Annotated in this window: 19 protein-coding genes; 3 read left to right on the top strand and 16 right to left on the bottom strand. The window is 45.3% G+C overall.

Going from position 1 to position 23,561, the window contains the following annotated elements:
• Window positions 1-7: 7 nt before the first annotated feature.
• The 6 genes from ACIFQN_RS11525 to ACIFQN_RS11500 all read right to left on the bottom strand — a co-directional run bounded on the left by ACIFQN_RS11525 (window position 8) and on the right by ACIFQN_RS11500 (window position 9,606).
• The gene (locus tag ACIFQN_RS11525; protein WP_429833163.1) at window positions 8-1,333 is read right to left on the bottom strand and encodes a purine-cytosine permease family protein; all 1,326 of its coding nucleotides are present in this window, start codon (window positions 1,331-1,333) and stop codon (window positions 8-10) included.
• A 420-nt stretch (window positions 1,334-1,753) separates the two neighbouring features.
• On the bottom strand, window positions 1,754-3,163 hold the full coding sequence (locus ACIFQN_RS11520) for a hydantoinase/oxoprolinase N-terminal domain-containing protein (protein ID WP_429833162.1): 1,410 nt from the start codon (window positions 3,161-3,163) through the stop codon (window positions 1,754-1,756).
• Window positions 3,132-4,271, bottom strand: coding sequence for a DUF917 domain-containing protein (locus ACIFQN_RS11515; RefSeq protein WP_429833161.1), 1,140 nt, complete (start codon window positions 4,269-4,271; stop codon window positions 3,132-3,134). Before ACIFQN_RS11515 ends, ACIFQN_RS11520 begins: the two co-directional genes overlap by 32 nt.
• A gap of 14 nt (window positions 4,272-4,285) precedes the next feature.
• Window positions 4,286-5,689: a sigma-54 interaction domain-containing protein gene (locus tag ACIFQN_RS11510; RefSeq protein ID WP_429833160.1), complete on the bottom strand. Its 1,404-nt coding sequence runs from the start codon at window positions 5,687-5,689 to the stop codon at window positions 4,286-4,288.
• Between the two features lie 197 nt (window positions 5,690-5,886).
• Window positions 5,887-8,745 carry a PAS domain S-box protein gene (locus ACIFQN_RS11505; RefSeq protein WP_429833159.1) on the bottom strand — a complete coding sequence of 953 codons (2,859 nt, stop codon included), beginning with the start codon at window positions 8,743-8,745 and terminating at the stop codon, window positions 5,887-5,889.
• Between the two features lie 162 nt (window positions 8,746-8,907).
• The gene (locus ACIFQN_RS11500) at window positions 8,908-9,606 is read right to left on the bottom strand and encodes a YjjG family noncanonical pyrimidine nucleotidase (protein WP_429833158.1); all 699 of its coding nucleotides are present in this window, start codon (window positions 9,604-9,606) and stop codon (window positions 8,908-8,910) included.
• 135 nt (window positions 9,607-9,741) lie between these two features.
• Here ACIFQN_RS11500 and hfq point away from each other — a divergent pair, with 135 nt between their 5' ends.
• Entirely contained in the window at window positions 9,742-10,059 is a 318-nt protein-coding gene (gene hfq / locus ACIFQN_RS11495) for an RNA chaperone Hfq (protein WP_429833157.1), read from the top strand.
• A gap of 67 nt (window positions 10,060-10,126) precedes the next feature.
• Here hfq and ACIFQN_RS11490 read toward each other — a convergent pair whose 3' ends face one another.
• A complete protein-coding gene (locus ACIFQN_RS11490) occupies window positions 10,127-11,350 on the bottom strand; it encodes an RtcB family protein (protein WP_429833156.1) in 1,224 nt (407 codons plus the stop codon).
• A 28-nt stretch (window positions 11,351-11,378) separates the two neighbouring features.
• Entirely contained in the window at window positions 11,379-12,164 is a 786-nt protein-coding gene (locus ACIFQN_RS11485) for a nucleotidyltransferase domain-containing protein (protein ID WP_429833155.1), read from the bottom strand.
• Between the two features lie 213 nt (window positions 12,165-12,377).
• Here ACIFQN_RS11485 and ACIFQN_RS11480 point away from each other — a divergent pair, with 213 nt between their 5' ends.
• Both ACIFQN_RS11480 and ACIFQN_RS11475 read left to right on the top strand, forming a co-directional pair.
• Complete coding sequence (locus ACIFQN_RS11480) at window positions 12,378-13,694, top strand: helix-turn-helix transcriptional regulator (protein WP_429833154.1); 1,317 nt, start codon at window positions 12,378-12,380, stop codon at window positions 13,692-13,694.
• Complete coding sequence (locus ACIFQN_RS11475) at window positions 13,669-14,475, top strand: WYL domain-containing protein (RefSeq protein ID WP_429833153.1); 807 nt, start codon at window positions 13,669-13,671, stop codon at window positions 14,473-14,475. The genes ACIFQN_RS11480 and ACIFQN_RS11475 overlap by 26 nt, the downstream gene beginning before the upstream one ends.
• Before the next feature lie 62 nt (window positions 14,476-14,537).
• Here ACIFQN_RS11475 and ACIFQN_RS11470 read toward each other — a convergent pair whose 3' ends face one another.
• The 8 genes from ACIFQN_RS11470 to ACIFQN_RS11435 form a co-directional block, all read right to left on the bottom strand.
• Window positions 14,538-16,028 carry an amidase gene (locus ACIFQN_RS11470; RefSeq protein ID WP_429833152.1) on the bottom strand — a complete coding sequence of 497 codons (1,491 nt, stop codon included), beginning with the start codon at window positions 16,026-16,028 and terminating at the stop codon, window positions 14,538-14,540.
• 219 nt (window positions 16,029-16,247) lie between these two features.
• A complete protein-coding gene (locus ACIFQN_RS11465; protein ID WP_429833151.1) occupies window positions 16,248-17,120 on the bottom strand; it encodes a LysR family transcriptional regulator in 873 nt (290 codons plus the stop codon).
• Between the two features lie 69 nt (window positions 17,121-17,189).
• Complete coding sequence (locus ACIFQN_RS11460; protein WP_429833150.1) at window positions 17,190-17,420, bottom strand: hypothetical protein; 231 nt, start codon at window positions 17,418-17,420, stop codon at window positions 17,190-17,192.
• Between the two features lie 249 nt (window positions 17,421-17,669).
• Window positions 17,670-17,876 (bottom strand): response regulator, encoded by a 207-nt coding sequence (locus tag ACIFQN_RS11455; protein WP_429833149.1) that lies wholly within the window; start codon window positions 17,874-17,876, stop codon window positions 17,670-17,672.
• Between the two features lie 26 nt (window positions 17,877-17,902).
• Entirely contained in the window at window positions 17,903-19,189 is a 1,287-nt protein-coding gene (kynU, locus tag ACIFQN_RS11450; RefSeq protein WP_429833148.1) for a kynureninase, read from the bottom strand.
• Window positions 19,190-19,587: 398 nt separating this feature from the next.
• A complete protein-coding gene (locus ACIFQN_RS11445; protein ID WP_429833147.1) occupies window positions 19,588-21,159 on the bottom strand; it encodes a glutathione ABC transporter substrate-binding protein in 1,572 nt (523 codons plus the stop codon).
• 6 nt (window positions 21,160-21,165) lie between these two features.
• Complete coding sequence (locus tag ACIFQN_RS11440) at window positions 21,166-22,404, bottom strand: amidohydrolase (RefSeq protein ID WP_429833146.1); 1,239 nt, start codon at window positions 22,402-22,404, stop codon at window positions 21,166-21,168.
• Window positions 22,405-22,609: 205 nt separating this feature from the next.
• Window positions 22,610-23,551, bottom strand: a complete 942-nt coding sequence (locus ACIFQN_RS11435) for a carbon-nitrogen hydrolase family protein (protein ID WP_429833145.1) — start codon at window positions 23,549-23,551, stop codon at window positions 22,610-22,612.
• Between the last annotated feature and the right edge of the window lie 10 nt (window positions 23,552-23,561).

Genomic DNA, 23,561 nt, shown 5'->3' with positions numbered 1-23,561 from the left:
CCAAGATTTAGCCTGCCTGGTCCATTTCTACACGTTTCCACTTTTGGTCTAGAGCCTCACCAAACAACCGCATCCCTACGTAGTAGGCTACTCCTGCAACGATGAGAGAATTTAGGGATGGAATGCCCCATTCGAACAGATAGCCGATGCCAAAACCTAGAGCCCAAGCGACGAGTGAAACAGGATTCCAGGTTTCGCAAGATTCTGGCAACGTCCCCTTTTCTCGGCTCTCATCCAGCATTTGTCTGCTTCGTTTCAAGATGAAATAATCCACAACCATGATCCCACCAATAGGAGGTACCCATATTCCAAGAAAAATCAGAAAGTTGACAAACTGATCTAAAATCCCCAGCACAGAAAGTACGGTCCCCACGATTCCAACGATCAGTGTGAGGAGACCACGATTCACATGTTTGCCAAATACACTGTCTAAGATATTGGTAAATCCTAATGATGCCGAGTATAAATTGATATCGTTGATTTTCACGGTAGCAAAAACAACAGTAGCTGCTCCGAGCCAGCCCGACGTCTGGAGCGCAATCGTAACCACGTCACTGCTATTTACTGCATGAGCCATTAATACCGCAATCAGATTAATGCCAATTTCGCCGATTACAACGGAGATTAAGGTAGACCACAGAACGTCCTTGCCATTTCGGCAATAGCGGGTCATATCCGGGGCGAGAATGGCCCCTACCATGAAACTCCCAGCAACGATTGTCGCCGCCGTCCCGATCGAAAGAGCTGGCCCTGGTGCAGCAGACGCAATCAACTCCTTCAAGGAATGACTTTCAAATACATGGTAAATCCCGTAAGCCATAGTGAGAAGAAAGGCAGGAACAGCAATTTTCGCTGTCAGTCCTAGCCATTTGAAACCGAAGATCACAATGATGGTTACAAACATTCCTGTCAACGTGGCAGCCAAAGGAAACCCTAATACACCGCCTACTGCGTCATTCAACCCGTTAGCAAACACGGAGTTCTGAACGCCAAACCATCCAATCGTTCCGACAGCAATGACGAAAGCGATCATGCTGGAGCCGTATTTTCCAAATCCCGTCCATCTGGAGAGCATACTCGTGGACAGACCTTCACGCATGCCGGCAATCCCGATGAAAAAGGTAACGACTTCCAACAAAATAACTCCCAAAAAGCTCGCTAACGCTGCATCCCAAAAGGTCATACCAAATCCGAGAGATGCTCCTAAGATGAATTGACTGAGTGATGTAAAAGCCCCGATTCGAATGACAAGGATTTCCCACATAGGTACACGAGCCTCTTTAGGTACTCTGCTAAGTGAGAAATCATCCGCCATTTTAGAATTACCAGCCATGTTCTCCGCCCTCCTTCATGTCATAATGGTGAGATCAAACCGTTTTTGCGTTGTGTATCCCCCCTTTATTGCGAACATCAAAAAGGTGTCAGCAAATCGGAAAATTTATTACTATCTGAAAATTTAAAGTAGCAAGGATTGTGCCATACTATTTAATGGGATTTTTGTATAAAAGAGGTCGTGATTTGCCTGTTTTACTGCCATTTCTCGAGAATTACGTTTCTCTTATCGTTTAAAATCGAATCGAGCAAGCACGTTGAAAACCCATTAACCGTATATTCTCTCGATATTTCTCATCGTTTCTCCATTTTTATCATTTTGATAATAATGTGATAATTTCGGTGAGAAAAAATAAAACTGGATCCTTTAAGGACATATCGCCCTCTCGGAATCCAGTCATTTCCATCATACATCATTTTACTAGTCCCCATTATCAGAGGACTGTGGCCTGCCAAGTGTGCCAATTGCCTTAACCTTCATGCGCAGTGCTTTTGTTGGCATATAGGAAAGTGGGATCGTCTCTACTGTTTGAACAAATACGGTATCAGGTATGGCCCCGGCATCTACGGCGGAATGGATCGCCTCCAGCTTTGCCAGGTGGATCGTCTCTTCCCGATTCCGATCTTCGAGCCAGTAAATCCGATCCACGCTTCCGCTAACGGGAGCAACACAGGTACCAATCGCACTGACGTTTTGGAAATCGCTTGGATGGAGCACATCTGCCCACGGATACTTAAAAGCTGCTACAAGGGGCGAGCTTTCTTCCCCAACAAATACGATCGGTAGAGGCTCGAAACGTGGTTGATATCGTTGAATCGCGTGATAGATAGCATTGAGCAGTTCATCATCTACATGAGAGCACCCGTTATGCGAGATCTGTGTAATATCCGGCATTTGGAGATTCACGCGAATACCCGCAATTCTTTGGTTCTGGCGTTTCTCTTTTGGAAATCCACCTTCCAATGCCCCTATACAAACGCATGATTGGCTCACGTCTACCACAACGCAGTCGTTTAGCCCGGTCAGGAGCGAGGCCCCTCGAAAGCTATTGGAGATTCGTGATCCAAAAGTACGGATCGGATGACGCAAAACTGACTTGTACGACAGAAGCGAACCATCGTTTTGCGTAAAGTAAATGCTTGCATCTATGCTGTATTTGTTCATTACGTCTCCTAATCCTTTGAGAGACTGGATAATTACCTTTGACAGCGCAGCATTGAGAATAGCAGAGTTTTCTCTTTCCAGAAAACCGATACTTCCAAGCTCATGAGAGGTGGTGATGGGGTAATCCTCGCCGAGAATCTCGCGAATCCACAGAGCGATGCGATTTTCATGTGTATGGTTCACCGGGGAGAACGATCCGGTAATCGCAAAAGCCTCAAACCCCTGGTCGCGAATGGATAATAGATAATTTTCTATTTCTTGTTTGGAAGGTTCCACGAAAGCGGGACTCCCATCTACCTCATGCCCGCCATGTACATGATACGTGGCAAGACTAAGCGCATTTTGGATCAGACTTGATCCGCCAAAAAGAGGTGGGATCGTGCTCTTAGCCTGCCCGATCCGAATCGAACACACCTTGGAAAGGTTTTTCCCTTCTAGCAACGCATTCGCAAAATAATCCGTGCCAATAATCACTTCGCCTATATCTGTGTGTGCGTTACCAGTTTGCTGTAATATCTTTTGCAATATGACGGCGATTCCTTTGAGCAGACCGGGCGAGGTAGGTTCCTTGGCGATGGCTATAATCCTTCCCTGCATGTCCATTGCTACGCCGGTGGTATTTACCCTGTCTACATCAATCCCTAAACGGTACATGATTGTCTCCATTCCCCTCTTCCGCAGCAAGGTGTTCGACAGGAATGTAAGAGTCCGCAATCTCAAAATTCCATGGTCCAACCACATCCATCATTTTCGGATGTCGTACGATGATCGGGCAAGGAATGGCAATGACCCAAACATTCATATGCGTTTCCAGTTCTTCTATCAAAATGGGGAGTCCGCTATCAGAATCAAGCACACAGATGATATCCGGTACAGTAGCTAAGAGTCGTTCTCCTTTTTTAACGGCGAGATATTCACTTTGAAATAGGACTTCGATTTGTTCGCTGTGATGAAATCCCGTTCCTTCTACGAGAAGTTCCCCTCGTAATAAACCGTCTTTCAGATAGCGCTGCAAATCTACTACTTTTCCTTCCATCAGTTTATAGGGACGTCCGTAGATCGAATTTTGCAATTCACGAGATAAATTGGCAAAAACGCGATTGACATCATGCCCAGCCTCCAGGACTCCATCCCCGATTCGTTGGCATAATAAAAAGGTATGGGGAATGCCGACTTCTTGTAAGACTATCGCTTTCATAGGAAATCCGGCTGTCGCTACTGAACCTCCCATTTTCGTCATGGATACGCGCCCTATTTTTTCAACCTCGAAGTTGGATTGACTGATGATTTTCTCAGAATGTCCATTGTTGGCGCAAATGACTAACGGACTCGCCTGTGCTCCGAAAGCATGATAGGTAGTCATTTGTAGCTCGGGAAAGGCTCGTCCCATCCCGTCACAATCCACAAGAGGCAAGCCAGTCATCGCAGCGGTAAGAACAGGAGTAAGAGCATTGAGACCTCCAATTTCTAGGGCAGTGAGCGCTTTGGCCCTGCGTCCCTCTTCTCTCTCAATCTCCCGCAATGCTGTAATCATTTCGTGTCCCGACATCATTTTTTCGTAGTGGATCGCGGGCGAACCCATGAGCGCGACCGTCACGATCCAGTCTTCGTCCAAAAGCTCAAAGGGCGATACGAGACGAACGGGACCGTATTCACGGATTGCTTGTTTCGCCATGATTTGCAATAACGTAGTATCGCCGCCTCCACCTGATCCCAAATACATGGCACCACAAGCCAAGGCATCCACAACCCTATCATCAATCCTTCGTGTCATCAACGTATCTCCTTTTATCCTTTGCGATTCATCTTTTGAAGGCGCCTGTAAAGAGTAGCGACACTTATCCCCAGATATTCGGCTGCTTTTCTTTTTCCTTCGGTACTCTTTCCGAAGCGTTGAATGGCTTCTACGATAAGGTGTTCTGCTGTTTGTTCGAGTGCCCCCTCAGGGACAGATTCCTGATTCTTGGAAGTCTGCACGGACGGTGGGAGGTGCTGTTGCGGAGTGGAGAGGATTTCCTCGTTGCCTTGATTCTCTCGTATCGATGCCGGCAAACTGCTAATGGTAACTAGATCTCCAATTTCCAGATTCACAATATATTCCAATGTATTTTCCAATTCTCGAATATTTCCAGGCCAATGATAATCCATGAAGCATTTCATGGCTTGGGTAGAGAAGCGTTTCGGTTCTTTGCCTAATCGATCCCCAAACCATTTTAAATAAAATTGAATTAAATCGTACAAATCCTCTTTTCTCTTTCGCAAAGGGGGTACAAATAATGGGATTACATGTAAACGGTAAAATAAATCTTCACGAAATTGTCCAGAAGCGATCATGGATTCCAGGTCTTTGTGTGTGGCTGCGATCAACCGAACATCCACCGGGATGCTTTCAGAACCACCAACTCTTTCAATACGACGCTCCTGCAGGACACGCAAAAGCTTTGCTTGCAGGTAATGGGGCATATCACCAATTTCATCCAAAAATAAGGTTCCGTTTAGTGCTAACTCAAACCTTCCTGGCTTCCCGCCTTTTTTGGCTCCGGTAAATGCCCCTTCCTCATACCCAAACAACTCACTCTCCAAAAGTGATTCCGGGATTGCCGCACAGTTGATGGCTACAAACGGTCCGTTTCTTCTATCGCTACTGACATGGATAGCCTGAGCGAGGACTTCCTTTCCCGTACCGCTTTCTCCTCGGATCAGTACTGTCGAATCGCTTTTGGCAATCTTCTTCGCTTGTTCTTTTAATGCAATGATAGCGGGACTATGACCCCGAATGTCTTCAAACGTATATCGCGTCACAAATCTGCGTTTTTTTTCTCGATCGCTTTCCAGTACCTGAATCGTAAATTGCAATATTGCGCCTGCTACGCTGCGGTCTACAAACAGCGGATGCAAGCGGCATAAGTACGGGTGGCGCTTTCCACTGCCATCAGTGAGCTCGACAGAAAAATCGCGCAAAGGCTTCCCTTTCTTCACGAATGCAAGAAGCTTGGGTGTATCAACGAGTGTTTGCAATGTCTGGTTAAGCAGAACTACTTGCGATCGTTGCCATACGTGTTCAGCTGCTGGATTCGCGTGTATGACCTGTCCAGTAGTATCGACAACCAGAATGGGTAAGGTGATTAACGACAGAAGCCCTTCAACCTCTTGCAAAAGCATTTTTCTTTCTTTGATTGTCTGTTCCGTCATGCGCAACCCTCTCATCACAAACTTTATCATCTACGGTACATTATAGCCGAATTTCCCTATAACCAGATAGGCTACCCGGTAAATAAAAGAATTCTATCGACATGTGGACACCATGCGAAAAGCCATGACAGAGGATTCTATACTCCATCATGGCTGCTACTCGGCATGTTTCCTTTTTCAGCATTTTCAAAGGCAAATCAATTAGATGATGGAAAAATGGGTAACATGATTTCGACAGTCGTTCCCTTATTCTTTTGACTGCTGATTTTCATACTTCCGTGATGAGCCTGCACAATTTTATAACTAATCATCAGACCTAATCCGGTGCCTTTTTCTTTTGTTGTATAAAAAGGCTCACCTAACTTTTGGATTCTATCTTCGGCAATACCATCGCCTTGATCAATGATACGAATCAAAACGGATTCTTGCTGCTGCATAAGCTCGATCTTGATTTGACCTCCGTTTGGCATGGCTTCAAACGCATTTTTTAAGATGTTGATGAAAACTTGTTTTACCTGATTCTCTTCGCAGTTTACAAGCGGAATTTTACTGCCGCAATCAATTGCAATTTGGACATTATTCATGATGGCTTCTGTTTGCAGCAAGTCAATCACCTGGTATAACAGTGCTGGTAGATTTCTAGGTGTAAAGTTAATCGCTTGCGGTTTTGCGAGTACTAAAAATTCGTTCACAACGGACTGGATTCGGTCCAACTCGGATAAGATCGTTTGAAAATAAGCATCCTTGTAATTGCCTTCCTTGATAAACTGAATAAAGCCTCTAATCGAAGTTAACGGATTTCTGATTTCATGGGCAACACCTGCTGCTAATTGCCCTACCACAGATAACTTCTCTGATTTTCGCAGTAATTCCTCCGTTCGTTTCAGCTCAGTGATATCCCTGCTAATGACCACGAGACCTTGCCGCCTTCCATCGGGATGGAACAAAGGGACCTTAATGACTTCAAACACCTTGGACTCACCGTCTGGCTGTGGAATGACTTCCTCCAATCGGATGGTAATTCCCTTTTCCCACGCTTGTTTATCCGACTCTTCGCAAAGTAGCAATGCCTTACCGTAATAAGGGTTCATAGCAGCTAATTCAGCGTCTCGTTTCCCGTGGTAAGGAACGTCTTCCAGTTGAAAGATACGCAAGCAACATTCGTTCGCTTCCATCCATCTCCCCTCGCCATCTTTGAAGCAAACAGAGTCAGGCATGGCATTAATCAAGGTACGTAATTGCCTTTCATTTTTTTCGAGTGCTTCTTCCATCCGCTTGCGCTCCGTAATGTCTCGTAAAATAAATACAAAAGCGACTACATTCCCTCTTGTGTCTGAGAGCGGTGAAACAAACTTACTGACATCAAGCAGGCTTCCATCTTTGCGTTGTCTCACCGTCTCATATGACGTAACATGCCTGCTATGGACAATTTCTTGGTGCAATTTGTTGAAATCATCAATCAGATGAACGGGAATCGTAGGCAAGCTCCCTCCGATAACTTCCTGTTCATTCCAACCAAACATCTTTTCAAAGGCCTGGTTTACTTTAATCACTTTGAACTGCATATCCAAGACTACAATGGCATCCACCGTGTTTTTGAGATACAGCTCCAATTGTTCTTTCGTTGATTTTAGATCTTCTTCGATTTGCTTGTGTCTGGTAATGTCTTTAATAATTCCGTAAACCCCAATGATTTCATTCTGAGCAAACATTGGAAAATTATTTATCCGTACATCAACGGAATGCCCATTTTTATGTCTGACAGCGATTTCAAATTCTTGCGGCTTCCCTTTTGTGACATTTGAAAAATGGTGTAACCGTTTTTCTCTATACTCTGGCAGAATAAAAGTCTGTGTGCAACTATTTCGCAGCTCCTCAACCGTATAGCCGAATAATCTCTCTGCAGCCGGATTTGCTTCCATGATATTGCCCGAACAGTCAAAGCAAATAATTGCGGACGGATTGTCTTCAAAAAGCGATTTGAAAAATTCATCACTCTTGATAAATGGTTTCTGATCTTGCAAGGGAATTTTTGGCTCGGAGCCCTTTTCAAAAGTGGTCGCTGGATGATTTCTGTCGATCAAAACAGGCTTTAGGTCGTTTGCAGGAAAAACGTGAACGACAGCACCTATCGGTTTCCCACCATAAATATACGGGATTAGTTCAAAACGCCAAATTCCCCTTCGATGCTCCACTTCCCACTGCATTCGTGATGTTAAAGAGAAAATGATCGACGGCGCACCTACTAAATCGTGATTGGAATGAATCCAGCCTTGCTCATATAACGCGGGTGATGCACTTACTACCTTGCCCCCGCGATCTAAAACTAACAAAGGCGTATTGCTGCCTGTATTTGTTAATTGAGAGTAGTATTCTTTCAATTTGAACCGCTCTTGCTCCAATTGATTGAGTAAATATTTTTCTACAGTCTGAGTTGTTGCCATGACCGCCGACAACGAATGAGGATGATTCACTCTCCATAACCCCGTCAAATCAATAACGCCGAGAATGCTCTTCGTTGCAGGATCCCGGATGGGAGCTGCAGAGCACGTCCACTTTTGAACCTCTTGGCAAAAATGCTCGCCAGCAAAAACCTGGACGGGCGTACCGGTAATGAGCGAAGTGCCGATCGCATTGGTCCCTGCCATATTTTCTGCCCAAGAAGAGCCGACGACAAAGTTCATATCTTCAGCTTTCAGCATTAACGACAAATTGCCATCCAAATAAACGATCTCTCCGGATGCATTACAAAATGTGACCAAATGCCCTGAATCTATGGACGAATCTTTTAATTGCATAAGAAGCGGTTTCAGAATGTGAAACACTGGAACCGATTCTCTATATTCTTCGATCTGTTCTTTGGAAAGGCTTATAGCCGCTCTGCTGTTCACCGGATTGATGTTCTGTTCCAGGCAGCGCTGCCATGATTCATACATCAGTGGACGGATTGCGGGATTTGAATTGACCCCCGTTATAAATTGTTCCCACTCCTGTTCAAGCTTTACTCTTTCTAAAGAAAGACTAGTATACCTATCCAGAGCTATCAGTTGATTCATGATCCCATTCCTCCAGATAAAATAAGTGGGTAATGAATAAATGTGATAACAATATTTCGACAATTGCTTCTCTTTTCCTCTTGGACAAGTGCAGTCACTTTTAGAGGCGATATTTGGAATGAAAAGAACACTGCCAAAAAAAAAAAAAACGGACAGTTGCCTTTATGGCCTGTCCGTCCTGCCTACAATGGTAAGAAGCTCTGAAAGCTCATGTATTTCATATGTAGGAAAAATACCTGTATGGTTATCTTTACGGTCTGGATTGAACCAGCAAGTATCAATCCCAAATTGATTTCCACCTTGTATATCCGAGGTCAATGAATCCCCCACAATCAATACGTTTGCTTTATCGGTAATCTGCAGCTTGGAAAAAGTGTGTTCAAAAATTTCCCGATCAGGTTTTTTGTAGCCAACCTCTTCCGAAATAATGAGTTCCTCAAAAGAATGGCAAAGAGGAGAACCTGCAATTCTCGACGTTTGCACAGAAGAAAATCCATTCGTAATAATGACAAGGCGGCAATCGGTAAGACTATTGCACAACTCTACTGCTCCCGGCATCAAGTGGATTTCTTTCCCTAAATTTTCAAGATAGGTCCTACTGAACGCCTCTGCATTGATGTCTAAATGGACAGTAGCAAATAATCTTCTAAATCTTTCTACTCCAAGTTCTGGTAGAGTGATTCGCCCCTCTTCTAAATCCCTCCATAATACTTTGCTGATCTCTTTATAGGTGGAACCGTACTCTTCCAACCCAGTGAGCATTTCGTGTGCTCGAAAAGTCTTCTGAAGCGCTTTTTCTTCCGTCCGTTTAAAATCAAACAAAGTATCATCCACATCGAACAATATGATTTCGTATTTCATAGCTGCCTCCAAACATGAGAACCAGAATGTTGACGCGTAAATGATAACGGTAGGTCGTCATCTATTTTTTATAGTACCCTTATTTTCTTGAGAAGGAAACAAGCAGTTGGAACAATAGTAGGAGTGTTGACTGACATGCGTCTTTGTATCTCCTATGGTAAAATAAGTATTAAATCCGACGATAGAGAGAAAGGGATGTTTGCAATGGTAAAGGCGATTGTACAGGAAGGGTATTTAAATTATTTGGTTTCAAATGAAATTCCGGTTACATTGATTACCAAAAATGGAGTTCCGATGAATGGGATAATTACGCATAGTGATTCCTTCACCATTCTAATCGAAACACAGAGGAAGCAAAGTCTGCTTTATAAAGCTGCCATTTCAACGATTGTTCCTTCTAAACCTGTCCCTTTATCTACGATGTTTGACCAAGTAACTACAAACAACAAATGACCTGTGAGCCCTGTCAGTTCGCCTGACAGGGCCCAATCTTTCCTGGAACAATCATGGGTTTACCGATTCAGTCTTTATAGGGATCAAACTCATCTGCGCCAGCCATGCATACGCCAACTGGCTTTAAGACATGCAAAACATCTATCGTTTCTTTATGAGCATCAAGTACATCGTGGAGATTCTTATACACGAAAGGACTTTCATCTGTACCCGCTCCGCGTAATTCAACACCGAATTCTTGTATCGCCCCTCTCATTTGTTCCACGGTAATTTTGCCACCTTTTCGGCTCCGTGTCTTCCAATTCATTTTCCCGGCTGCTTCTGTCCGGCTCATGATCCGACCTGCCCCATGAACGGTACTGTAATAAGCGTCTTGATTTTCCCCAGAATCCTTTCCTTGCACGATCACGGAGAATTCACCCATGCTTCCGCCAATGAACCCTAATTGATTGGGAGCTGATGGGGTCGCCCCTTTTCTAACAACCACCACCTCTTTGCCATGATGGATTTCCTTCCAGGCAAAATTGTGATGATTATGAACTTCAAACACGGATTCGGCTCCCATGATCGCCAATACTTGATTGATAACGTAGTCACGTCCCGCATACGCATACTTCCCGGCTAGCGTCATGGCGCGAAAATACATGTCTCCAACTTCACTTTGCAGATCAAGCAGGGTTGGCGCTTGATCCATACTTTCACCTGCTGCTTTATCGGAGAACTTTTTCCCCTGTGCGAGATTCAAAAAACCACTCGCTGTCTTATGTCCGAATCCACGACTACCAAAATGGTTGGCAACCCAAACATCGCCGGTTGCTTCTTCCACGAAAATATCTACAAAATGATTGCCGCTCCCTACCGTTCCCAACTGATTACGTGCCAGTGCTTTGAGGGAATCATGTTCCTGCACGCCAATCTCTTTATACACATGCCAGTTTTCATCATCGAACAGCTCGTGCTCGACCTTTTCGTTATTGGAGCGTCCGATCCCAAAAGAAATTCCTTTCGCGATCGAATCCATGATATTTCTGATGTCGTTTTTGATATCATCGTGCTTCAAATTGGTTTTGACGGCTTTATTTCCACAAGCAATGTCATAGCCAACGCCAGACGGTGAGATTTGCCCATCGTAGACGACTACGCCGCCAACCGGCTGTGAATAGCCTTTATGATGATCGGCCATAAGCAGCACTTGAACGACATTTCCGTGCCGTGCACACGTAACGGCCTGTGATACGGCATTTTCTAAAGGTGTGCCCCATACTTTTACTTGATTGATCGTTTGATACACGTTTTCTCCATCCTCCTGCCCTCAAGCTTTATGTCATCCATACTTCCTCAAGCGAGGATAAGAACAATTCATCCAATTGTTCATCGATATTTACTTGCGAATGCTCGATGGATGCTGTTATCCGCTCAAAATATTCGATTTTTTCCTCAACAAACTGATTGATCTCACGGATTTTCGGTTCATAGTCCAGCTCTTCCCCTGTCTTCTTCCGTGCCAAAAGACTCCTTATCACTTGTTTCAAGTCACTTCCCTCTGGAATGAGTGTATCGACCAAGCAATCAAATTCCACCGGTGGCATGCTGCCCAATTCCTCGATCCAACAGCATGCGAGGATGGGGCGCAGCACATAAAAATACTTTTTGATCTTCACTCGTTCCCCTGTCAAATAATCGCGATAGTTCCCTTTTGCCATGTTCAAATAATGATACATGCACGACTTGGGGGAAAATGTGATTTTAGACAAGGTACGCAAGCGTTCTGCGACTGAGTACTGTTCCTTATATTTCATCGGGGATTCCAACCATTCGAGCAATGGCGGATTTGATTTTCGAAATAATTGAAGTGCTTTTCTAAGGTCCCATCCGTTGATGTCGAGCATGTTGTTTATCTGTCTTTCGATCACATCTCGCTTTTCAAAAATAGATAAGTACCATGATTGTGGCCGGATGTATACAAATCGCACATCATAATCACTATCTTTTGATGGAAACCCCCATGCCCTGCTGCCTGACTCGCAAGCAAAGAGGATACGGATTTGTTCTTCCTGTTCGATCTTCTGCAATTCATCCATAATCAGTTGTTTGTATTCGGACATGGATGTCCCTCCTCTACATCTGGATTGCTTCTACTAGCTCTAGCATAGTTGCATAACCTTGTGTCGCCACACCATCATCATCGCTTATTATTGGCGTATCGAACATGGCATAAGTATTACGACTATAGATTAATTTTCCATTTTCACCTTTCCCTTCCCCCGTTACAATGGCAGAAGGGACCATTACTCTGTACATAAAAGCGAGGAATATAGATGGCAAGAGAAAGCTTTGACAAAGAAATACAGTTCTTGCGCATGCTTGTACTCACCAGCGGCGCCTATAGCCGACAACAATTTGCTGAGCGTTTGGGTATTTCAGTACATACTTTTGATAAAACGATCAGACGTTTGAAGGAGATTATTTACACGATGTCCAAGGAGCTCCCTGAGAGCCAGGGAAAAGAAATCACGGAAATGCTGCGTTACAACTACTACGAATCTTCAGATCCAATGCTCCTGTTTCTTTTCCGCGCCAAATCTTTGAAGGAATCTGAAAGCCTTCGCTTATCCGTCATTCTGGCGGGTATTCAGGAGGATGCGTTGACGGCGGCGGAGCTGATTGATGTCTGTAGTGCCAACATTCCCGTGGACTTCCCTCTTCCAGATGAGAAAACGATTCGCTCTGATATCAAATATTTAGAAGAAGTCGGTGTGATTCGCAGGGAAGCTGGTGGCCGTCCTTACCGCTATCGCCTCCATAACGATCTGGTTGCAGGGTTAACCGACGATGAGCTAACGGATCTCTATGATTTTGTTGATGTGATGGCAAATACTCAAGTCCCTTCCATTCAGGGATACTTGCTCCGAGATAACTTGAAAAAAGCCCGCAAGCACAAAGAAACCGGTACGGAACTTTTTCTGTACAAATATCACTTCTATTCACGGATTTTAGATGAAGCGCATTTGTATACGTTATTTCGCGCCATTCGTCATCGTCGCAAACTATCGTTTTTGTATTTCTCCCCTAAATCACGGAAAAGGTACACTTCGCAAAATACGAACCCTTTATTCGAAAGAGAAACAACCGGGAAGCAAGAAATGGTCCTCCCTTTAAAAGTCATCTTTGACCACCAATATGGCAGGTGGTATTTACTCGCGAACAGCGGCAGATTAGGGATTACAAAGTTCCGTGTGGAAGGACTTACACAGATCCAAGAGGCGGGTAGCGTATCTGAAGAGGAGTTTACCAGAAAACGATGTGAACTCGAAGAAAAAATCCGTTATAGCTGGTTAATCGATACAGGAAAACCGGTAAAAATCAGAGCTCGTTTTTATAATCCTGAGGGCAGCAAAGCTAACTTTATCAAAGAACGCGTCCTTCTACAGGGGCAATGGGGAACGATTACGGAGGAGAACGATCATTCGTTCCTCTATGAAATCACGGTAAATGGAACCGTTGAAATCAGACCTTGGCTCCGCAGCTTCGGTTCAAGCTGCGAAGTAGTAGAACCCCTGTATTTGCGGAGGGAATTTATTGCTGAGTGGAAGGAGATTCAGTCCTACTATGAATCCATTCGAGAAAATATTTAATTATCAGGTATTCACTCGCCTGGATGAGTCTGGTACGATCACGATTACCTCTCATGAACGTACATGGCTGAAAACAATGCTCGCTCATCCCGCAGCGACTGAAGCCTTTACAGAAGAAACAAGAGAAAAGTTACAGAAGATCCTGGAACCTGACGAGACCATTGATTTATCAAACAGTATTTTTGAAAAAGCAAGAAGCCTGGAAAAGCAAGTATACCATCCGCTCTTGCGCAAGCTGCGGCGAATGATTGCAAGAAATCAAGGAATTCGGATTACATACAGGAATAAACATGGGCAGATACGGCGTGAACATTCAGGCTCCCCCTATAAATTGGAATATTCCATGGTAAAAAGAGAATGGTATTTACTCTGGTATCACCTGCAGCAGCAAACCTTCATGGCGACGAGGCTGCAGAATATCCTTTCCGTTGATGAGGAACCGCTCGCCCCAGATAAATCCGAAGCGATACGAACGAGAATCGAAGCCTTTCTTGATACTAGAAAAGAACAGGCTGTCATTGAAGTGCTACGAGCGTATAACAAAGAATTATCGCGAATTCTTTATGCCTTCTCATGTTTTGAAAAGAAAGTAGAGTACTTCGACGAAATAGATACGTACCGCATTATCCTTTCCTATCTGGAGGATGATCGAGAATATATCTTATCGAAAATGCGCTTTCTCGGTAAGCGCATCAAGATTATTGTCGGTCACGAGTTGAAGGAACGTATGCTTGAATCGTCAACAAAAGCTCTCGCTCGCTATGGAATAGACCCCAGCTAGCACGAAAAGCCGCTCCTGCAAGCAAGGAGTGGCTTTTTGTACAGAACCTGCCGTTACCATTGTTAGTTTGTCACAAGTCGATTTGCACAACGCTCATAATGCTGATGCCATGGTCGCAATCTTTCAAACACGGCACTTGCCGTTAGGACGTCTGCATCCGCATATCGTTTCCCAATAATTTGCATGCCCACCGGAAGATGATTATCTGCAAAGCCCGCAGGGATCGAAGCCGCAGGGTGACCTGTAAAGTTCATGAAATAGGTCATGCACCAGCCGATCAGTGGATCTACTTCTTCTCCATTAATCATGCTTGGCCCCATTGTGTTTCCATCCATCGCGTTATCGACAGGCAAGCAGGCCAATGTAGGGGTAATGAGCAAATCGTATTGGTCAAAGACGCCTTGAATCGCATCATGAATATCAGTCCGCATTTCCTGATCACGAAGCACGTCTTGTGCCGTTAAACATGATGCTTTCTCCAGCCACTCCAAGACTTGGGGCGGAAAATCTTCACGATGATCAGCCAGTAAATCCAACCCGCCTTGCTTCATGCTTTCTAGCATCCGTACACTTCCCGGCATGAGTAAACGACACAATAAATCACTCAGCTCGCGATGGGAGTATTTGATTCCGACGCGGACTTCCTCTACGTGCGCGCCAGCTTCTGAGAATGCCCAAACTGCACGTGCCACTACCTCTTTTACTTTTTGGTCGACTGGGAAGATATCAAAATCAGGGCTGTACGCAATTTTCCAGCCCTTGACGGAGCGGGTCAGCGCTTTGGTAAAGTCAATTTCATCGGGCAGGCTAAATGGATCACGCGCGTCATAACCAGATAACACGTTGAGGGAGATGGCGGCATCCTCTACCGTTCTCGTAATTGGTCCTTCATAAAGAAACGGCATCGTACCTCCAAATGCATTAGGACGGCCTGTATGTGGAACACGGCCAAAAGAAGCTTTGTATCCATATACACCGCACCAGGAAGCAGGAATCCGGATGGAACCCCCACCGTCCGTGCCTTCTGCGACAGGAAGTAAACCATCCGCAACTGCTGCAGCACTGCCTCCAGAAGAACCACCACTGTTTTTACTCAGATCAAACGGATTACGCGTGGGACCAAACAAGTAATTGTCGCATGTTCCACGAAACCCGAGCAACGGACTATTGGTCTTCCCTACGATAATGGCTCCTGCCTTTTCCATTCGTTCGGTATACAGGCAGGAAAAATCAACGACGTTTTGTCGAAGCGCTCGAATCCCACCAAATGTCGTGACCCAGCCTGGCTTGAAGTCAAATAAATCTTTAATAGCGGTTGGAACCCCATGTAGTGGGCCAATTTCCTCACCGGACATGAGAGCTTGCTCCGCTACCTTAGCTGCTCGTCTGGCATCATCAAAACCAAAATAAATAAAGGCATTCAGGCTTGCGTTCCTCTCTTCAATTCGCTCAATAAAGGCATTCGTCACGTCAACAGGTGAAAGCTCACGGCGCCGGATACGTGATGCGAGTTCACTGGCAGTCATATAGGCTAATTGATTGGATAGGGACATCTTTACAGCCTCCTAACAGTGGGTACGTAAATGGCATGCTTTATTTATATTCTGAATAATTCGTTTTATCAATCTAATGTCCTGCACTTTATATGTATCTTTCTACCTAAAAATGTTCGAACAGAAAAAAGCGATCCCTCATTTGAGAGTCGCCTTTGTATCTTTAGGTGCAACAACTTGGATCAAATACTGAACACCTCGGCATCCCTCTGGCGAATTTCAAACTTGCCCGATTAGCCCTAAAAAACGTTTGCGAATCTCTGTACCTTCGCCCTTTAAGGTGATGATGTTTGTACGCAAGGAAAGTCTTGCAAGCGAAGGAATGCCAATCGGGACCAACTGATTGTCCCCCACTTCCTTCCGAGCGCATAGATCTAGCAAAAAGCCGATACCCATCCCTTTTGCAATGCATTTCTTGGCTGTCTCATGATTGTCGATGTTCAAATCGATGACAGGTGGGCGCTGCAACGTTTCGAACAAGCTGTGCAGCTTCATCCAGTCAAGCGACCCGCATTCGAAAAAAACGAGCTTTTCTCCACCAATCTCGTCTAGGCTGAGCGGAGGCTGTTCGATGAAGGGATGTCCCTCATGAACATACAGGCGAATGGGGTCTTCATAGAACAAAACAGAGTCGACTAGCGGATGGCTGATATTGCGCACAAGTCCCAGATCGATCTCTTTTTGCAGCACTTTTTCCAAGATGGTTTCGCTTGGCGCTGTCAGTAGCTTGATTTGCATCTCGGGATGGATCTTTTTAAGAAGGGGTAGCAGTTCCGGCAGGATATAAGCGGACACGGAGGCCGTGCAGCCGATCTTCAACTCTTGCAAGTTGGTCTGTTCCTGGCGCAGCTGCTGCTTTCCTTTTCGGTACGATTGAAGAATTTGCTGGGCGTACGGGAGAAACTGCTTTCCTTTCTCCGTCAATGAAAAGTTCTTTCCTTCACGCAAAAACAGTTTCACATCCAATTCCCTTTCCAGTGTTTGAATGCGCGCGGATATAGAGGGCTGTGATAAAAACAAGGCATCTGCCGCTTTATTGAAGCTGTTGAAATGCACCACATAAACAAACGCTTCGAGGTTTTCGATATGCATCCAATCGCCTCCCCTTCATGTAACAGCCATCCTGGAGCATTCGGTCGGATCGGACGGCACAATTTTGTCTTACTCAAAGATCGAGACGTGTTTTCCAAGAGCATTCACTCCCATAAACGTCTTGGCATTAAACGCTTCGATGCACATCACTTCAGAAACATTCAAGGGCTCCTCCCTCACCATCTCTTGAATTTGCTTATCACTGTAAAATTCATATGCATAACGGTGAAGAAACCGAATTCGCCATAAACTCGCCTCTACCTGAAAATCCTGCTGGCAAATCAGACATCTATACTCCATATCCATCCCCCTCACTTTATGTAGGTGAAAATAGAAAAAAGACTCCCTCACTTGCTTGGTACAAGTGATAGGAGCCTTCAATTGACTGATCGGCTACATTACCAATAAGTTTAATCCCATTATTCCTAGCGGTCAAGCAAGTATTGTGATCTCCATCTTTTCTTCATAGTCTTGTGCTACGTTTGTTCCAACAGGATGGGTATCCGAGAAGATTTGCGTACTTCCCTGCATACATTTTCACCGGTCAAATCAGGCAGCATTAGGTCGAGAATCATCAGGGCTTAATGGGTACGCTTCTGCTATCTCTAGCGCTTCCCTCCCTTCAGACGCCGTCAGTACATGATAGCCTTCCTTTTGCAGGTACGATGACAGAATCTCTAAAATTTGTGGCTCATCATCGACGATAAGAATAGAAGGAGAGAGAAAAGAAAAATGGCCACGACAAGTCGGGACCATTTACAAGGCATGCAGAGGTTTCCCCGTTACGCGACGACCCCTCTTTTGTTCTCAAACTGTTTGTACTGCTCTTCTCTCATGATTTTTGCAAGGATTTGGACCGCTTTCCATACTTCTTCGTAGGTGTTGTATAGCGCCATCGGAGCCAGGCGAATTCCGTTTGGAGCCCGGAAGTCGGGGATGATTCCATTTGCTTTCAATGCTTTGCATATTCTGGCGGCTTCCGGGTGCTCCAAGAAAACGTGCCCGCCGCGCCGTTCTTCTTCGAATGGATTTCCTATCGTAAAGCCCATGCCATCCAGCTCATGTCCGATCAGAAACAACATATAGCTGGTGAGTTGTTGTGACTTTTTACGCAAGCGATCGATTCCGGCTTCCGCAAATATTTCGAGCGATCCGATCAAAGGAGCGATACTCAGCAAATGAGGTGTCCCGATCTGAAAAGCGCCGGCCGTCGTAGCTGGTGTGAGTACGTGCTCCATGTCAAACTGCTTTTCCTTATGAGAGCTGAACCACCCCGCAAGACCAGGCACGCGATGAAAATGCCTCCGGTTCACATACAGCGCTCCTACACCGCCTGGACCTGCGTTCAAATATTTATAGTTGCACCAAACAGCAAAATCAACGCCCCACTCATCAAAGAAATGCGGAATCGCCCCAACAGAATGACAGCAATCAAAACCGATCAAAATATCGTGTTTGTGGGCCTCTTCCGTCAGCCTTTTCATATCCAGAATTTGTCCGCTGCGGTATAGGACACTGGGCAGCACGATCAGGGCGATTTCATCCGACATCGCAGCGATGATATCATCTTCTTCAATGAAGCGACCATCACGACTTTTTACTCGAACGAGATGCTCATCAGGATCATAGCCTTTTGCTCTCAATTGGCTTTGCATGGCGTAAATATCGGATGGGAAATTGAGTTCATCTGCGAGGATTTTGGTTTGTTTGCCTGTCGGTTGATAAAAAGTAGAAACGACTTGATGCAAATTAACGGTAGTAGAACCGGTGACGATGACTTCCTCAGGTGACGCTCCCACGAGCGGAGCCATCTTTTCCCCTAATTGCTCGGACAAATAAAACCATGGTTTGGCACCTTCCGTCCAGCCGTCGATGCCGTATTCCTTCCACGAATCCAGCGCATCTAAGAGCGACTGCTCCGCTCTTTTTGAAAGCAGGCCGAGGGAATTGCCGTCCAAATATATCCGATCTGCTTTTATGTAAAACTCACTGCGATACGAAGCCAATTCATCAGCTTGATCCAAAGCGATTGCACAGTCAACAGACGGATCGAATGTGTATGCTTTCATCGTGACCACCCTTTTTTGACTTGATTTACTAATTATATTTAGAATATTCTATAACTGACATCATGTCAATGATATCATGTCAGTTACATTTCCGTCTGCGCCCATGTCAGAATAAGATGATGAATCGAGACAAAAATCACAATGTCATGAAAGGAATCAACATGGATAAATCGCGTGAAAAGCTCCACACGAGAAAACTGCGCTCTCTGCAAACCAGAAAAAAACTGCTCGAAGCCGCTCGTGATCTATTTATCGAGCATGGCTTTCAAAAAGCTACCATTTCTCAAATTATCAAGAAGATAGCAACACTGTGGAAATACGTCTCGCAAAAAAGAAAAAGACAACATCTGAGTGCACCCCCTATGGCATGCCCTTCCAGCTGTTGTCTTTTTACGAGGTCAAGGAGTAATCACAGCTTCGTTCACCTGAATATGCCCGTTTGGACTGATCCATATCCCTTTTGCATGGCTGCTGATCGCTGCCAGGTTTACAGAATTTCGTATCGGAATCATCACAGCGTCTTCCATTTCAAGCTGCTGCGCCTTTGCGTACAATTGCTTCCGTTTCTCCGAAGCTACCTCTGAACGAGCCCCATCGATCAATTGATCTACTTGGGGGTTACTATAGAAGAAGTGATTCCCGGGACTGCCTTGGGAACGGCTATGAAACAGATTATATTGTGTATAGTCTCCATCTGCGCTAGCTCCCCAGTTACTGATGAACATTTCGGTCTCCCCTTTAGATGCAGCTGCCACGTAGGCACCGATTTCCATCACCTGCACTTGTAGATCGATGCCAATTCCTTTCAGCTGGGACTGGATGACTTCCGCCATGCTGATACGTAATTTATTATCACTTGTATAGATCGAAGCCTGAAATCCATCTGGATAGCCAGCTTCTTTTAGCAACAGCCTCGCTTTATTTAGGTCATAGGAGTAAAGCTTTACTTGAGGATCATACCCAAATACGGTTGGCGCCAAGGAAGTATTTGCCGGCGTACCGATTCCATTAAAGATTCCTTGGATGATGGCCCCGGAATCAATGGCGTGACTGATCGCTTGACGAACACGCACATCATCAAACGGCTTTTTTCTAAAATTGAATCCAATGTAGTCAACCCCAAAAGAATCGTAGCTGCCAAGGCCCATTACTTTGGAAGACTGTACACGGTTTATTTCTGATACAGGCAGCTGCTCTGCAACATGCGCTTCCCCTGATTCTACCATGGCAATGCGAGTAGCATCTTCGGGGATGACTTTGAAAACCACTTTATCTACCTTTGCTTGTTCTCCCCAGTATGTCTCATTTCTTACGAGCACGATTTCTTGGCCCGGCAGCCAAGATTGAAAGGTGAACGGTCCTGTTCCTGTGGGATGCTTGGTCAATTCTTTGCCGTATTGCTCCACAGCTTTCGGACTAAGGATACTTCCTTCGCTGCCTGCAAGAACGGTAAAAAAGGGAGCAAACGGCCTTTTCAAAATAAACTGAATGGTAAAATCATCAATAGGCTTCACTTCTTTCACCATTTCAAAAGCCTGAGCCCTTGTTGCACCCACATTTTTATCCAGTATCCTCTCAAATGTTTTCACAACAGCGTCAGCGTTAAAGGGAGAGCCATCGTGAAAGGTTACCCCCTGGCGAAGCTTGAATTCCCAGATTACGTCGCTTAGCTGCTTCCATTCTGTTGCCAACGCAGGTTGATAGGTCATATCTTTGGAGAGTCTGACCAAGCCTTCATAGATTTTGTTATTCACAATCGAACCAGACACGATCGTTGTTAAAAAGTGAGGATCTAGATTATTGGCATCAGCAGATCTGACGACAACCAATGTCCCTCCATTCCCATTCGTCTTCACCTGTTGTTCACTGCCAGTTGTCGATTGCTTTTCACTGGACGAACATCCGGTGACCATAGCAGTAAAGCTCAATGATAAAGCGACCAGAGCATTGAAAACGCACTTTGTTTTCATGGCAACTCATCCTTTCAACAGGTAGGGTTCGATTTTCCCCATCACGTAACCCTTTGCGATGACCGCTTGTGGCTTCGCTCTTCTGGCGACAGTTTCTGCAGAACAGCTTGAATCAACGAAAACCCCGCTTGCTTCATCACCAACCACTGGCCAGATGCGAGTTCCCGTTTCATTTAAAGGAATCTTACCACCAGTAATAAAACCCAGTGCTCTACTCAATGAACGCTCATCACTCCAGCGGAATCGCTCCGCCAAGCGATTTGCTTTCTCTAGTATGTCTGTGCTGCCAAATGGCGACCAGTTCCCTAGCACGCCGTCGTTCCCCAATGATACCAAGACACCTTTTTCATGTAACAAAGGGATGGGAATCGTCAGCCTGTTGATCGGAACCGTTGAAGTAATATCAATACGTAATTGGGCAAGTCTCTCTGCGACCTCACTTACCTCCGACAAGGAAATGTCCCCTAAGCCAAGGGCATGGCTAATCGTAACCCTTCCCTCCCATCCAGCTTCTTCTGTAAGGGCAGCCAGCCTTTTTATCGTAAAAAGTGTAAGGTGTCCGGGATCATGCAAATGCAAATCTACATCCACATTGTTTTCTACGGCCAGCTCCATCATCGTTTGCAATGATTTTTCGACATCGCCGTCCACGCCCGCTGGGTCTACTCCACCAACATGGGTTGCTCCTTGGCGCAAGGCTTCTCTCACACTCTCTTTTGCATTGGTCCGCAACAAACCATAATGCGGAAAGGCCACGATCTCACGGGAGATTCTGCCGGAAAAAGGCTCATATGCACGTTGCAGTGCCTCCAAAAACTTCAGTCCAACCTGTGGATCAACATGACAGTGGTCACGGATACGCATAATCCCGTTTTGGAGCATGAGTTCCAAAACGAGCTCGGCTCGCTCCTGCGATTTCGAGAGAAACATGGGAAGCAGTCCCTTGTCTTCCTCATGACGCTCAAACAGATTCGAAACGGGCGTGCAAGCTTTCCAGGGCCCACCGTGATACGTTTTATCCAAATGAATATGCATTTCCTGAAAAGAAGGAAGCAAAAGCATGTGTTTTCCATCCACGATCGGCAATTCCGTTTGCAGAGGCTCTTGTACAGACAAAATCTGCGCGATCTTGCCTTCTTCTATACGTAAATGACAACTCTCTGTTTTCGTTCCGACAATGCTGTCATTTTCAAAATAATAGCCGCTTTCCAACTTCGTATTTGTCAGCCAGTATGAAGATTTCATGCTACACCATTCCTTTTCTGTATATTCGCGCAATACACGCAATTCAAGTATAGCGATAACAAGCTTGCCACTTTTTTAATATATTTACCTAAATTTATGAGTTCTTTACTATTTTCCCCAGCAGTCGGTTCCGAAGAGAATTGGAAACAAAAAAAGGGGCATTTCTGCTAGAAATGTCCCTCATGTACCTGTATGCAAGCTTCTCTTATTTCGTATTCGTTTTCGCTTTGTCATCAATCCATAATTGAAACACATCAGGCCTGGAATAATGTCCGTTCACATCAAAATCCAATCTACTTTTTACAATATGACTCCTATCCAGATCAGCGAACAAAATTTCTTCCCGACCATACACGGGCTCTGCTACGTAGTTGCCCAACGGTCCAACGATGGCACTCCCACCGCTGCACATGATCTCAGGCTCTGATGCCAATTCGTCGTAGCAGGCCAGATCTGTCGGATACATTTCTTTTGTCACAAACTGGTTGCAAGACAAGATAAAGCATCTGCCTTCCAGCGCGATATGCCGAATCGTCGATTGCCACGCCTCTCTGGAATCTGCTGTCGGCGCCAGATAGAGCTCGACACCTTTGCTATACATCGCCATTCGTGCAAGCGGCATGTAATTTTCCCAGCAAATCAGGCTCCCCATCTTTCCATATGGCGTTTCAAAGACAGGTAATGTGCTCCCGTCTCCTTCACCCCAGACGAGTCGCTCTATTCCAGTTGGCTTTAGTTTCCGATGTTTGCCGAGCAGTGTCCCGTCTGGTCCAAAATGGAGAACGGTGCAATACAGTGTTCCTGTCATACTCTCTTTTTCCGTTATACCTACTACTAGATACACACCGTAATCGCTCGCGATTTTGCCAAGCCTATCGGTTTCAGGGCTTGGCACCAATATGGAGCTTTCCCAGTACCGGTACCAATCTTCCCTACCTTTTTCCGAGCGGCTTCCGATTTTTGAGCCAAAGGTTAACCCCCGTGGGTATGCCGAGATAAAAGCTTCTGGAAAAAGGACGAGTTTTGCCCCTTTTTCGGCCGCATCTGACGTCAGGGAGCGCAGCTTTTCCATCGTTTCAGGCAAATTCATGATAACAGGAGCTGCTTGTACAACGGCTACTCTCACGTGATTTTCTCTTGTCTCCATGCCAAAATCC

This window comes from Brevibacillus sp. NRS-1366 (assembly GCF_050467985.1).
The sequence above is the reverse complement of the archived record's forward strand: the minus strand, read 5'-3'. Positions and strand labels throughout refer to the sequence as shown.

What these genes read in the sequence shown, in the direction of transcription:
- ACIFQN_RS11505 (WP_429833159.1), bottom strand. Translation starts at nt 8,745, where the DNA reads ATGAATCAACTGATAGCTCTGGATAGGTATACTAGTCTTTCTTTAGAA.
- ACIFQN_RS11500 (WP_429833158.1), bottom strand. Translation starts at nt 9,606, where the DNA reads ATGAAATACGAAATCATATTGTTCGATGTGGATGATACTTTGTTTGAT.
- ACIFQN_RS11520 (WP_429833162.1), bottom strand. Translation starts at nt 3,163, where the DNA reads ATGGAGACAATCATGTACCGTTTAGGGATTGATGTAGACAGGGTAAAT.
- ACIFQN_RS11470 (WP_429833152.1), bottom strand. Translation starts at nt 16,028, where the DNA reads ATGTCCCTATCCAATCAATTAGCCTATATGACTGCCAGTGAACTCGCA.
- ACIFQN_RS11510 (WP_429833160.1), bottom strand. Translation starts at nt 5,689, where the DNA reads ATGACGGAACAGACAATCAAAGAAAGAAAAATGCTTTTGCAAGAGGTT.
- hfq (WP_429833157.1), top strand. Translation starts at nt 9,742, where the DNA reads ATGCGTCTTTGTATCTCCTATGGTAAAATAAGTATTAAATCCGACGAT.
- ACIFQN_RS11460 (WP_429833150.1), bottom strand. Translation starts at nt 17,420, where the DNA reads ATGGAGTATAGATGTCTGATTTGCCAGCAGGATTTTCAGGTAGAGGCG.
- ACIFQN_RS11445 (WP_429833147.1), bottom strand. Translation starts at nt 21,159, where the DNA reads ATGAAAACAAAGTGCGTTTTCAATGCTCTGGTCGCTTTATCATTGAGC.
- kynU (WP_429833148.1), bottom strand. Translation starts at nt 19,189, where the DNA reads ATGAAAGCATACACATTCGATCCGTCTGTTGACTGTGCAATCGCTTTG.
- ACIFQN_RS11485 (WP_429833155.1), bottom strand. Translation starts at nt 12,164, where the DNA reads ATGTCCGAATACAAACAACTGATTATGGATGAATTGCAGAAGATCGAA.
- ACIFQN_RS11465 (WP_429833151.1), bottom strand. Translation starts at nt 17,120, where the DNA reads ATGCATATCGAAAACCTCGAAGCGTTTGTTTATGTGGTGCATTTCAAC.
- ACIFQN_RS11525 (WP_429833163.1), bottom strand. Translation starts at nt 1,333, where the DNA reads ATGGCTGGTAATTCTAAAATGGCGGATGATTTCTCACTTAGCAGAGTA.
- ACIFQN_RS11475 (WP_429833153.1), top strand. Translation starts at nt 13,669, where the DNA reads ATGAATCCATTCGAGAAAATATTTAATTATCAGGTATTCACTCGCCTG.
- ACIFQN_RS11440 (WP_429833146.1), bottom strand. Translation starts at nt 22,404, where the DNA reads ATGAAATCTTCATACTGGCTGACAAATACGAAGTTGGAAAGCGGCTAT.
- ACIFQN_RS11480 (WP_429833154.1), top strand. Translation starts at nt 12,378, where the DNA reads ATGGCAAGAGAAAGCTTTGACAAAGAAATACAGTTCTTGCGCATGCTT.
- ACIFQN_RS11435 (WP_429833145.1), bottom strand. Translation starts at nt 23,551, where the DNA reads ATGGAGACAAGAGAAAATCACGTGAGAGTAGCCGTTGTACAAGCAGCT.
- ACIFQN_RS11455 (WP_429833149.1), bottom strand. Translation starts at nt 17,876, where the DNA reads ATGGTCCCGACTTGTCGTGGCCATTTTTCTTTTCTCTCTCCTTCTATT.
- ACIFQN_RS11515 (WP_429833161.1), bottom strand. Translation starts at nt 4,271, where the DNA reads ATGACACGAAGGATTGATGATAGGGTTGTGGATGCCTTGGCTTGTGGT.